Origin of the sequence: Enterobacter sp. BRE11, assembly GCF_031844285.1 — a bacterium.
GTDB lineage: Bacteria > Pseudomonadota > Gammaproteobacteria > Enterobacterales > Enterobacteriaceae > Pantoea.
Genome location: NZ_JAUZUX010000008.1, coordinates 162,695 through 175,028 on the forward strand (window position 1 = coordinate 162,695; position 12,334 = coordinate 175,028).

11 protein-coding genes are annotated in these 12,334 nt (G+C 56.4%); 10 read left to right on the forward strand and 1 reads right to left on the reverse strand.

All coding sequences use genetic code 11. The features are described 5' to 3' along the window. Positions 1-11 precede the first annotated feature (11 nt). The 5 genes from rfaF to Q9R34_RS10470 are packed head-to-tail and all read left to right on the forward strand — an operon-like array spanning position 12 to position 5,454. Positions 12-1,070 carry an ADP-heptose--LPS heptosyltransferase RfaF gene (rfaF, locus tag Q9R34_RS10450; protein WP_485893470.1) on the forward strand — a complete coding sequence of 353 codons (1,059 nt, stop codon included), beginning with the start codon at positions 12-14 and terminating at the stop codon, positions 1,068-1,070. Next, a complete protein-coding gene (gene rfaC, locus Q9R34_RS10455; protein ID WP_485893472.1) occupies positions 1,058-2,026 on the forward strand; it encodes a lipopolysaccharide heptosyltransferase RfaC in 969 nt (322 codons plus the stop codon). Before rfaF ends, rfaC begins: the two co-directional genes overlap by 13 nt. Beyond that, entirely contained in the window at positions 2,023-3,201 is a 1,179-nt protein-coding gene (locus tag Q9R34_RS10460) for a glycosyltransferase (protein ID WP_485893474.1), read from the forward strand. Before rfaC ends, Q9R34_RS10460 begins: the two co-directional genes overlap by 4 nt. Then, entirely contained in the window at positions 3,191-4,447 is a 1,257-nt protein-coding gene (locus Q9R34_RS10465; RefSeq protein WP_485893476.1) for an O-antigen ligase family protein, read from the forward strand. The genes Q9R34_RS10460 and Q9R34_RS10465 overlap by 11 nt, the downstream gene beginning before the upstream one ends. Then, positions 4,447-5,454, forward strand: a complete 1,008-nt coding sequence (locus Q9R34_RS10470) for a glycosyltransferase (RefSeq protein ID WP_485893478.1) — start codon at positions 4,447-4,449, stop codon at positions 5,452-5,454. The genes Q9R34_RS10465 and Q9R34_RS10470 overlap by 1 nt, the downstream gene beginning before the upstream one ends. Here Q9R34_RS10470 and Q9R34_RS10475 read toward each other — a convergent pair. Then, positions 5,437-6,414, reverse strand: a complete 978-nt coding sequence (locus Q9R34_RS10475) for a polysaccharide deacetylase family protein (RefSeq protein WP_485893480.1) — start codon at positions 6,412-6,414, stop codon at positions 5,437-5,439. The genes Q9R34_RS10470 and Q9R34_RS10475 overlap by 18 nt on opposite strands. Before the next feature lie 330 nt (positions 6,415-6,744). Here Q9R34_RS10475 and Q9R34_RS10480 point away from each other — a divergent pair, with 330 nt between their 5' ends. The 5 genes from Q9R34_RS10480 (at position 6,745) to Q9R34_RS10500 (ending at position 12,291) form a co-directional block, all read left to right on the forward strand. Beyond that, a complete protein-coding gene (locus Q9R34_RS10480) occupies positions 6,745-7,869 on the forward strand; it encodes a glycosyltransferase (protein ID WP_485893557.1) in 1,125 nt (374 codons plus the stop codon). 42 nt (positions 7,870-7,911) lie between these two features. Next, on the forward strand, positions 7,912-9,021 hold the full coding sequence (locus Q9R34_RS10485; RefSeq protein ID WP_485893482.1) for a glycosyltransferase family 9 protein: 1,110 nt from the start codon (positions 7,912-7,914) through the stop codon (positions 9,019-9,021). Then, entirely contained in the window at positions 9,018-10,016 is a 999-nt protein-coding gene (locus Q9R34_RS10490; RefSeq protein ID WP_485893484.1) for a glycosyltransferase, read from the forward strand. Before Q9R34_RS10485 ends, Q9R34_RS10490 begins: the two co-directional genes overlap by 4 nt. A gap of 72 nt (positions 10,017-10,088) precedes the next feature. After that, the gene (rfaQ, locus tag Q9R34_RS10495; RefSeq protein ID WP_485893486.1) at positions 10,089-11,165 is read left to right on the forward strand and encodes a putative lipopolysaccharide heptosyltransferase III; all 1,077 of its coding nucleotides are present in this window, start codon (positions 10,089-10,091) and stop codon (positions 11,163-11,165) included. Then, complete coding sequence (locus Q9R34_RS10500; RefSeq protein ID WP_485893488.1) at positions 11,158-12,291, forward strand: glycosyltransferase family 4 protein; 1,134 nt, start codon at positions 11,158-11,160, stop codon at positions 12,289-12,291. The genes rfaQ and Q9R34_RS10500 overlap by 8 nt, the downstream gene beginning before the upstream one ends. Positions 12,292-12,334 lie beyond the last annotated feature (43 nt).

The window sequence follows — 12,334 nt, forward strand, 5'->3', positions numbered from 1 at the left end:
GCGTACCCGCGATGAAAATTCTGGTTATTGGCCCATCGTGGGTCGGCGATATGATGATGTCGCAAAGCCTCTATCGCACTCTTAAGGCTCAGCATCCGGACGCCGTGATTGATGTGATGGCGCCGGCCTGGTGCCGTCCGCTGCTGTCGCGCATGCCGGAGGTGAATCAGGCGCTGGCGATGCCGCTTGGGCACGGCGCGCTGGCGCTCGGCGAGCGTCGGCGCATCGGCAAATCGCTGCGCGCCAGCGGCTATGATTGCGCCTATGTGCTGCCGAACTCATTTAAATCCGCACTGGTCCCTTTTTTCGCCGGAATCAAACGCCGCATCGGCTGGCGCGGCGAGATGCGCTATGGCCTGCTGAACGATGTGCGCGTGCTGGATAAGGCGGCGTTTCCGCTGATGGTGGAGCGCTATATCGCGCTGGCCTGCGACGCGCCGGTCGCTTCAGCGCAGCAGCTGCCACAGCCGCTGCTCTGGCCGCAGCTTCAGGTAGACGACCAGGAGAAAATCGAAACTTCCGCTCAGTTTCAGATCCCGGCGGAGCGGCCGCTGATCGGCTTTTGCCCGGGCGCGGAGTTTGGTCCGGCGAAGCGCTGGCCGCACTATCACTATGCAGCGCTGGCGCAGCAGCTGATTGCCGAAGGCAAACAGGTGGTACTGTTTGGTTCAGCAAAAGATCGCGAATGCGGCGAAGAGATTATCGCGGCGCTGCCCGCTGAGGCACGCCACTACTGCCGCAATCTGGCAGGCGAAACGCAGCTTGAGCAGGCAGTTATCCTGATTGCGCGCTGCGACGCCGTGGTCAGCAACGATTCGGGCCTGATGCATATCGCCGCCGCGCTTAACCGGCCGCTGGTGGCGCTGTACGGCCCAAGCAGCCCAGATTTCACGCCGCCGCTTTCAAAGCAGGTGCGCATTATCCGCCTGATTACCGGCTACCATAAGGTGCGCAAAGGCGACGCCGAACAGGGCTACCATCAAAGCCTGATCGACATCCAGCCGCAGCGCGTTTATCAGGAACTGAGCGAACTGCTGGCTCATCCGCAGGAGAGGGCATGCACGTCCTGATCGTTAAAACGTCGTCGATGGGCGATGTGCTTCATACGCTTCCCGCTTTAACCGACGCCATGCAAGCGATCCCCGGCATTCGCTTCGACTGGGTAGTCGAAGAGAATTTCGCCCAGATCCCCTCCTGGCATCCGGCGGTGGATAAAGTCTTGCCAGTTGCCATTCGCCGCTGGCGCAAACACTGGTTCGGCAGCCAGCAGCGCGAAGAGCGGGTGCGCTTCAAGCAAGATTTGCAGTCGCGTCAGTATGATGTGGTGATCGACGCCCAGGGGCTGATCAAAAGCGCCGCGCTGGTGACCCGCCTTGCCAAAGGCGTCAAGCATGGCCAGGACAGCCGCAGCGCGCGCGAACCCTTCGCCAGCTGGTGGTACGACCAACGCCATGAGATTGACAAAAAGCAGCATGCGGTAGAGCGCACGCGCGAGCTGTTCGCGAAGAGCCTTGGCTACGAGAAGCCGCAAACCCAGGGCGACTACGCTATCGCCGCCCACTTCCTGCGCGACGTGCCGCAGGAAATCGCTCCCTATCTGGTGTTTCTCCATGCCACGACGCGCGACAACAAACACTGGCCGGAAAGCCACTGGCGCGAGCTGATCGGGCTGTTGCAACCTGCGGGGCTGCGTATCAGGCTGCCCTGGGGCGCCGAGCATGAGCATCAGCGTGCGCAACGTCTGGCGGAAGGCTTTGATTATGTTGACGTGTTGCCAAAAATGACGCTGGAAGCGATAGCGCGCGAGCTGGCCGGCGCAAAGGCGGTGGTATCGGTAGATACTGGCTTAAGCCATCTGACTGCGGCGCTCGATCGCCCCAATATCACGCTCTATGGGCCGACGGATCCGGGACTGATCGGGGGATATGGTCAGAATCAGCAGGCGCTGTGTCCACCTCAGGGCAACAGCATGTCAGATATTAGTGCGCAAGCGGTCGCCGAAAGGCTGGAGACATTTTTAGGATGAAAAAGCTCCACATTATCAATCTCGGCAAGATGGGCGGGGTCGAGCGTCTTTTTCTTCAATACATCAATGACTTTTCTGATGGCAAAGATGATGTTATCTGCATCAGCAATGAGATTGACGAAGATATTCGGCGTCAGATGCCGCAGCAAAAGCTCCTGTTCGCTAACCGGTTAGTGAGCGGCCTTAAGCTCAAGGCGCCCCAGTTTCTCAGGAAGTATCTGCTGCAAAGGCGGGTTGAAGCCAGCGATGCGCAGGTGATTGTCGTCTGGGACCTGGTGCCGCGACTCACTGCCAGGCCGAAACGCGCAAAGCTGGTCTATTACGATCATGGCTGTTCCTGGCGCTATCCAGAGAATCATAAAACCCTGAGCTTTATGCGCATGCTGGATGGCGTTATCTCCGCTTCGTCAGCCTCTTCTCAGGTGATGAAGCATCGTTTCAACCTGCCCTGCCCCCATTATGTGGTCATTAACCGCATCATGACGCCGCCCGGCATACGGCCGGAACCGCGTGTGCTCACGTCGCCGATCAAAATCGGCACCGCCTCGCGTCAGGTCAGCCTGAAAGGCATAAGCGTCACGCTGCTGACGCTAAAAGAGCTGCTGCGCCGTGGCCATAATGTGACGCTTGAGATCGCCGGCAAAGGGCCCGATCGCGACGCCTTTATCGCGCTGGCCAGCAGGCTGGGCATTGAGGATAAGGTCACCTTTAGCGGCTTCCAGCAGGATATCGCGCCCTTTTTCAACCGCATCGATATCTATATAAGCACGCCGGTAACGGAACCTTTCGGTCTCTCCTGTATGGAGTCTCTCTATTTTGGCGTACCGGTTATTTATCCCCTGGTTGATGGACAGCCTGAAGTGATAAAAAACGGTGTGTGCGGCATTGGCCTTACGCCTTCCGTGTCGATTGAAGAGCATGAAAAGCTGACAGGAATACGCGTCGACTTTCCTTACGACGTCTACGATCCCGTACGGAATATCATGACCCGGCCGCTGCTGCTTTCTCATGTCGCCTGCGCGGATGCGGCAGAAACCTTATTTGATCAGCAAACCTATCAGCGCTTTAGTCAACAGGCGAAACAGTGGACAAAAGAACATTTTGATTACGCCGCTTTCAGGACTGAATTCAACGGCGCATTGAGCGCTATAACGGGTAGTAACGATGAACAGTAAGCTGACTCTATTTCGACAGGATACGCCGCATCCCTATTTTAGCCTGCTCATTTTCGCCGGCTGTGCGCTCGCCTTTTTGACCGCGCCCTTCGGCGGTTCATTCGGCAGAAACGTTTTTTACCTCACCAGCTATCTGGCGCTGGCGGGATTTATCATCTATGCCAGATACTATCTGCAAGAGAAAAAGCATCTGGTGTTGCCGGTTTCCCTTTTACTGGTCGGACTGGTGAGCATTCTCTGGACGGCGATTTATAAACAGCCGGGCGATTACATCACGCTCTACCGCCAGTATCAGTCAACCGGCAGGCTACAGATTGCCGCCTCGTTTCTGCTGCTGGTTACGCTGAATGACCAGCGCATCCGCCAGCGAAGCGCGCTGGTTGCCGTTATGATTACAGGACTCGCGGTAAACGCCTATGCGCTGTATCAGGGTATCCATCTCGAGATCGGCCGCGTTGAGCTCAATTACGATCGTGCCACCATTGCCGCCTATATCCTTACCGCAGTGAACCTGGTTTTTATTAAATCCGCGCTGCTATTCAGAACGCGGCATAAGGTCTGGCTGTTTGCCCTGCTGTTTATGGTGACTTATATCACCATCATTCTGACCGGAACGCGCGCGGCTATGCTGGCTTATCCCGTTCTGGTGCTGATTCAGGTGCTGTTTACCAAAGATGCCATACAGCGTAAGCATAAAATCATCCTTTTCACTGCTCTGCCTGTATTGCTGGTAATTAGCGCACTGGTGTTTCAAAGCAAAATTCAGGCCCGGATCCAGGATCTCAAAGATAATATTGCGATGATGCACGAGATGCAGGGCGAGAACTCGGTTATCTCCCGCCTTAGCATGCAGACTGTTGCTATGAAAACCGGTGCCACCGCTCTGGCAGGGCAATCGGCTGAAGAGCGCGGTGAGAAAGCGGAAGCCCTTATCAAACAAAACCCCAGCCTGTATGGCGCACGGATCTATCTCACCGTACATATGCATAATGAAGTGCTGGAGAACTTTTCAATCAAAGGTTTGTTCGGCACGGTTTCGCTTATCGGTCTCTATCTGAGCCTGATTTATAGCGGCTTCAGGCCACTGCGCAACCCGGCGCTACTCTCTGTCGGGATCTCGCTCATTATTTATGGCCTGAGCGACGTTATTTTCTTTAGTACGGAAGGAACGCTGCTTTATTGTCTGGCAATTATCTTCAGCGTCATGATCGTGAAGCAGCCTTATCCATCCGAGGATCGTCACTAATGGCAGAAGAGCGCTACCTGCTGAGCGTCATTGTGCCTTTTCACAATGACGAGGCGTTTATTACCGCCTGCCTGACTTCGCTACTGGCCCAGGCTGATGACGATATGCAGATCGTTATTATCGATGATGGTTCGACCGACGGCTCAACGCAGCAGGTTACCGCGCTGGTGGCGCGCTACGCTCACTGCCATATCACCTTTATCCGCCAGCAAAATCAGGGTATTGCGACAACGCGCAATGTGGGATTACGGCATGCGCACGGCGAGTTTGTGACCTTTCTGGACGGCGACGACCTGGTCAGCAGCAACTACTATGCGGTCATTAAGCCCGTGCTGCTTGCAGGCAACGATGACCTGATTGATTTTAACTATGCACGCTTTGACGAGGCGCCGCCTGTGGCGCCGCTGAGCGAAACGGCGCAACATACGCCCTACGATTTTTCTTCGCAGGGCCTCGCTTGCCTGCAGCCGCTGTTTCAACGCGCGATGTGGCATTTGTGGAATCGCATCTATCGCCATACCCTACTGGCTGATGAGCGTTTCGAAGATGGCCGCCGCTATGAAGATGTTATTTTCACGCCCTTTCAATACTTCAAAACGCGCCGAATTGGCCATCTGGAGAACACGCTCTACTATTACCGCGACAACCGCCGCGGCATAACGCGCAACGTTCGCCCGAGCGATATCAGCGACATGCTGTTTGCGCTGGAAAAAATAAGGATGATGGCTGAAGCGAGACGCGGCGAGCCTGATTTTCAGAGGCTGGCGACGGGCATGATGCTGAACTGCTTTAGTGAAGTAAAAAGCATGTCGAAGGCGCTGTATGGTTACTACCACTACTCCGCCGATACCCGAAAAGCGCTAAAAGCCGCCGCTGTGCTGTGTCGAGGCTATTGCAGGCCGAAGAAGTACTGGCAGATGCGCTATCCCGGCCTGGATACCTTTTTCTCTTCACTGCGCCGCATGGGCAAAAAAAAGCCCTCTGCGGCACTATACCGCCGGGAGTAACTGCTGCTTTTTCTGCTCGGCAAACGTTGTCAGCGTCATGCCCTGAGTGCGGCTCTGCAACCAGCTAAACAGCTGCTCTAGATCGTCATACAAACGCTCGATATCCGCCTCATTTTTAAAGGTCGGGCTGCCGTCGGGCATAAACTCGGAAGAGTGCAGCATAAACTCTACATAGTCGCTACCCTGATTTAAGCTCTGCTCAGCCACCTGCTTCATCTGCGCCACATTGCCGCCGACCGGCCGGAGCCAGTTGACGGAAGGCCCCCGTCGTTTGCCGCGCAGGCCATCCCAGGCTTTTTTCAATCGGCTGGCGACAACGCCGTGCCGATACTGGATGCTCATAGGCACTTCCAGCAAACCTGACTGGCCAGGCTGCGAAATATCGTTGAGATCGAGGAAATAAGCGTGGTCAGGAAAACGGCTGTAGTCGGTGCCGCCCTTGCCCTGCGGCGCGCCGGCGGACCCGCGCCAGTCAACGCGCGGCGTCACGGAACAGTCGACAAGATAGCCGTTATCCACCAGCGCCTGCGCATAGATTTCGTTAAACGCCCAACGGCCTGCGCGATGGCTGCGCATTTTGGTCTGAAACGTCTCTTCCAGCAGATCGGTCATAAAGGCGATCTTGTCGCGCAGGATCGGCTCAGGATATTCAATAAGGTAGGGCTGATAGCGCCAGTCATCAGCGGTCAGCGCGTGCGCGGGCGGACTATGCCAGGCATGCAGGTGCATACCTACTTCGCCTTGTCCGCGCGCCAGTAAATCGCGAGCAAAATCGACATAGGCAGGATCGCTCGCCATCTCATAATTGGTCAGCCAGGTCGGTTTAAAACCATATTTTTCACAGAGCGCCTGAAAACGCGGCAGAAAACGGACGTTATGCGTCGTGACCTGACCGCTGCGGTTGCGCCACAGATTATCGCCTTCAGTGTCGAGCGTAATTAAAAATGCTGGTTTTTCCATGACTTATCCGTAATGCGAAGTGTCGCTATAAAGCGCTATGTTACGCAGGCTAAGTACAACTCGCAAAAAAATTCAACCGCAGCCGGCTTTGTTTCTCCGATAGCAGAGCATCTTTGGTTAAACTAAACTTATTTACGCTGTAATTTCTTGCACCTTGTTAAGTTAAGGTTATGAAAAACAAGGTTAGGCTTTTCTATAGCGGCTCCCTTAAAATCGAGCCACTAAAGAGGCTGGTGTTCACACACTTTTGCTGCCAGGTCGAGACAGCCTTGGGTTTTACTTAATACAGGCTGGCATATTGAGGTAGGTATTTTGTCAAAGCGCATTCTGATGATCATTGATGGCTTGCCTGGCGGAGGCGCTGAAAAAGTCGTGCTGACGCTGGCGGAAGGGCTGGTGGCGTTGGGACATCGCGTCTCGCTCTTCTCTTTGCGTAGCGTTTGCGACTACCCAATTCCTGAAGGTGTCGATTACAGGGTGATTAAAGATAGCTGTAAGCTACCCTGGCGTAAACTCACCGAAACGCATCGTCGCGCACGCCTGCTCGATGAGGCCGTTAACCGGGCGCAAAAAGCCGAAGGCGCGTTCGGCCTGGTACTTTCGCACCTCCATAAAACCGATCGTATCGTTAAGCACTCGCGCGTGCTGAATCCTCGCAAAACCTGGTATTGCCTGCACGGCGTCTTTTCAGCCTCTTATTTGTCACGTAAGTCGGGGTTTTCGCTATGGCTAAAACGCTTAAAAATCCGCCACGTCTATCAAAACCGCCAGCTGATTGCCGTCTCGCCTTACGTACTTGAAGATTTAGTTGAAAATGTCGGCGTGCGACCGAGCCGTACCCAGGTAATCGCCAATCCATTCGATTTCGACCAGATCACAGAGCTGGCGGCGGAACCCTGCCCACTGGCTGGCACTGATTTCATTCTTCATGTGGGTCGCTTTCACGAAACCAAACGCCACGACAGGCTGCTTGAAGCCTATGCACAAAGCGGTATTCAGGTTCCGCTGGTGCTGCTTGGCCAGGGCAGCCCTGAACGTGTGGCGCAGCTGCGCCGCCTGGCGGATAGCCTGGGTATTGCAGAGCGGGTGATATTCCAGGGATTTCAGGCCAATCCCTATCCCTGGATACGCCATGCCCGGCTGCTGGTCGTCAGTTCCGATAGCGAAGGATTCGGCAACGTACTGGTCGAAGCGTTGATCTGTCAGACGCCGGTGGTCAGCACGCGCTGCCCGGGCGGACCGGCAACGATTCTGACGCACGATTTGGCGCGTGGACTTGCTGAGATGAACGCCGCCTCCCTGGCGGAGAAAATGCGTGAAATTTATCATTACCCGCCCGAGTTGCATCATCTCGACCTAAGCATTTATAGTCTCTCCGTTATTTGCGAGCAGTATCTACAGCTTGCGCAGCGGCCGCACACGGAATTATCTGCCGCTCCGCAGCTTACGAGCTAAAAAGGTCTCCCTTTCGGCGTGACCGGATAAAGGGAAAATATTTTGAATTACGTAATACTTTTTCTGCTGTTTCTGCCGGTCAAGTGGGTGATGAAGCTGCTGCATCCTCGCACGGGTAAAAATCTGGTGATTCAGACAGCAAAAATCGGCGATTTCGTAAATATCACGCCGCTGCTTGCCCATCTGCAAAAAAGCGATGCGCTATTAAGCCGCAGCGTTGCGCCGTTGGCGGAACGCGACGATACGCTGGAGACTCTCTGGTATATCGAAGATCACAAAAGCAGCCTGATAAAGAAGTTCAGGCTGATATGGCAGTTGCTCAATCGTTACGACAATATCTACCTGCTGCATCCCAATAACCTGAATTTATTTATCGCCGCCTGCTGCAACGCCAGCAATAAGCAATTTTTAACCACCTACAAGCGCAAAGCCTATCAGGGCATTTTTTACCTGACCGCCAGCGGCGTGGTCAGCCATGCAAAAAACACGCTAACGGTAGAGAATTATTTAAAACTGGCCGACCGCTCTTTTACTAAAGAGAGCTACCCTACTCACGCTACCCGCCCGCTCTGGCAACCAGAGAGGCTGCCGGAAGAAATTTATTTGAGTCAGGGTGTTAAAATCGGCTTTAGCATCACCGCTGGCAACCAGGCTAAAACCATTCCTCCCGTCATCTGGAAAACGCTGTTTGATAGCCTGGACGATTTACCCTGCACTTTTTACGCCTTCGGCGCCCCTAATGAGCAGACTCGCATGCAGGAGCTCTTCAAGGTAACCGGCGAGCGAGAGAATATTGTTAGTCTCATCGGTAAACTTCCGCTGGAGAGCCTGCCGGCCGCTATTAGCGAAATGGACTTTTACGTTGCCTCAGACTCCGGGAATATCTATATCGCGGACGCGCAGCAGGTGCCGGTGATCCTGATATACGGGCCGTGCAGCGTTGAGGAGCAACGCCCTCTTGGCGACGTGCTGTTGATAGGCCCGGACCACATAGCCCCCTCCTCGTTTGTCTTTGAGGCGCTCTATCAGTTTCATCATCCGGCTGAGCAGCTCTATAAGCTGGACGCCCGCAAGCTTAACGATATCCACGATTTTATTTCTGCCAGACTGGACAAGCAGCTGGCGCGACGGAAAAACCAACGAACAATATGACAGGACAGCCCGATTCTTCCCCTTTGCTCAGCATCATCTCTCCCATGTACAACGCGGGTGAGATGTTCGATGCCTTTATGCAGTCGCTGCTGGCGCAGACGCTGACCTCGCTGGAAATCATTATCGTCGACGACGGCTCCACCGATGATTCCGGCGCGCGCGCCGAGGCGTATGCCGCGCAGCATGCCCATATCAGGGTTATTCATCAGGAAAACGGCGGCGTATCGCGCGCGCGTAATGCCGGACTGCGCGTCGCGCGCGGCAAGTACGTCACCTTTCCCGATTCAGATGACACCATGCGGCCCGAGATGTATCAAACGCTGGTAGAGATGGCGGAACAGGACGATCTCGACGCGGCGCAGTGCAACGCCGAATGGTTTTTCCAGCGCGACCAGCGCACCAAACCGATGATCCCGCTGGAACGCCTGCGCAGTACGCCGGTGCTGGGCGGCGCCGCCTGGCTGAATACCGCGCTGAAAACCCGGCGTTACCTGCATGTGGTCTGGCTGGGCATCTACCGCCGGTCGCTGATCGAGCAGAAGCAGCTCTGGTTTGAGCCAGGCTTGCATCATCAGGATATTCCCTGGACCACCGAATTTATGTTCAACGCGCGGCGCGTACGCTATACCGAACAGGTGTTCTATCGCTACTACCTGCACGACGCCTCGATCAGCAACCGCAAGCGTACCGGCCAGCGCAACGTGGAGTATCAGCGCCACTACCTGAAGATCGCCCGCATGCTGGAGGAGATTAACGCGCGCTACAAAAAGAGCGTGACGATCTACCCGGCTTTTCATGCGCAGATCACGCACGAAGCGCTGAGCGTCTGCCACTGCGTGCGCCGCGAACCCGACCCGGCCGCGAAACAGGCGATTATCCAGGATATTTTTGCCAGCAAGACGCATCTGCGTATGCTGCGCAACGCACGCGGCGTTAAACAGTGGTATCAGCTGCTGCTGTGGCTGAGTCGCCTCTGGCGCTGGCGAGACAAATAACCGCCGCCGCAGGTTTCCCCTCCGAAGGGTTTGCCCTACAATCGCCTCACTGAAAATTAAGAGCATTTGTGTATGGCAAACCCGACTCACGCAGACGTTACCCCACACAATATTTTGCTAATCAAGCTGCGCCACCACGGCGATATGCTGCTTACCACGCCGGTTATCAACGCGCTGCGCCAGCGCTATCCGCAGGCCAATATCGATGTGCTGCTCTACAAAGAGACGCGGCCGATGCTGGAGGCGCATCCGGCGATTCGCCAGCTGCACGTTATCGACCGCAAGTGGAAGCAGGAAGGAAGCTGGCGCAAACTGTGCCACGAGCGCGACCTGCTCGCCGCCGTACGCGCCAGCCATTACGATATCGTTATCAATCTCGCCGACCAGTGGCGCAGCGCGCTGATTACCCTGATGAGCGGCGCGCCGCTGCGTATCGGCTTCGCATTCAATAAGCGCAACAACGCCTTCTGGCGGCGCTGCCACAACTGTCTGGTACCGACCCGCAACCATAATCAGCTGCATACGGTCGAGCAGAATATGACGGCGCTGACGCCGCTCGGCATCTCGCCGCAGGGCGCGCGCGCCTCTATGCACTACAGCGCCGTCGACGGACAAAAAGTCGATGCGCTGCTGGCTGAGCAGGGCGTCGACGCGGCGTTTATCGTCTTTCAGCCCACCTCGCGCTGGAACTTTAAGTGCTGGGAGGAGGAGAAGGTCGCCGCGACCATCGACCAGCTGGCGCAGGCGAACCGTAAAGTGGTGCTGACCGCCGCGCCCGACCAGCATGAGATGGCGATGATCGCGCGCATTCAGGCGCTCTGCACGACGCCGCATCTGGTGACGCTGGCGGGACAGCTCACGCTGCCGCAGCTGGCGGCGCTGATCGATCGCGCCCAGCTCTTTATCGGCGTCGACTCCGCGCCGATGCATATGGCCGCCGCGCTCGACACGCCCTGCATTGCGCTGTTTGGGCCAACCAAACTGCAGTTCTGGCGACCATGGGGCGACCATAATCGCGTTATCTGGGCAGGCGATTACGGCCCGCTGCCCAATCCCGATGACATCGATACCAACACCCGCGAGCGCTATCTCAGCGCCATTCCTGTTAACGATGTGGTCGAAGCCGCAAGGGATTTTCTGCATGACTAAATTACGCCTGGCGATCGTCCGACAGAAGTATCGCCCCGACGGCGGCGCCGAACGCTTTATCTCGCGCGCGCTGGAGGCGCTCGGCAGCGAGCAGCTCGATCTCAATATCATCACGCGCAGCTGGCAGGGCACGCCGAATCCCGACTGGCATCTGCACATCTGCAATCCGCCGAAGCTGGGACGGATTTCACGCGAGCGCGGCTTTGCGCGTGCGGCGCGCGCCTGCTGGGAAAAAGAGCGGTTCGATATTGTTCAGAGCCACGAACGCATCGCAGGCTGCGATATTTTTCGCGCTGGCGACGGCGTGCACCGCGTCTGGCTGGAGCAGCGAGCGCGCATCGTCTCGCCGTGGCAGCGCATAAGCGCCGCCCTGAGCCCCTATCATCGCTACGTGCTGCAGGCGGAAGCGGAGATGTTCAACGATGCATCCCTGAAGGCGGTCATCTGCAACTCGGAGATGGTGAAGCGCGACATTCTGCGCTGCTTTTCGCTGAGCGCGGAGAAAATTCACGTCATTCATAACGCCATCGACGCTCAGCGCTTTCAGCCCGCCAGCGAGGCGAGCCGCCGTGCGACGCGCCAGCAGCTGCAGCTGCCGGAGAAGGCTACGGTGCTCATCTACGTCGGATCCGGCTTCGAGCGTAAAGGGTTAAAGGCGGCGATCGAGGCGCTGGCGAACAGCGACCGCTATCTGATTGTGGTCGGCCAGGACAAGCAGCTGTCGCGCTATCAGCAGCTCGCCAGTCAGCTCAACTGCCTCGACAGGCTGCGGTTTGTCGGCGTGCAGCAGGATGTGCAGCCCTTTTACCACGCCGCCGACGGCCTGCTGCTGCCGACGCTTTACGATCCCTTTCCGAATGTCGTGCTGGAGGCGATGGCCTGCGGCCTGCCGGTAATCACCAGCACCGGCTGCGGCGGCGCGGAATTTATTACCGCTGGTCAGGAAGGCTTCGTTTGCGATGCGTTAGATATCAAGGCGTTGAACCAGGCAATTATGGCGATACCGGCGCTTTCGGTTGATTCGCGTTTCGGCGAAGCTGCAAGGCGCAGAATCGAGCCTTACGGGCCTCAGCGTCTGGCGCAGTCGCTGACTTCGCTTTATCAGCAGGTCCTGCTGCGTCGCTGACAAAGTGGTGAGCGTATTTAGGCTTTCTGGTAACATAGATTGA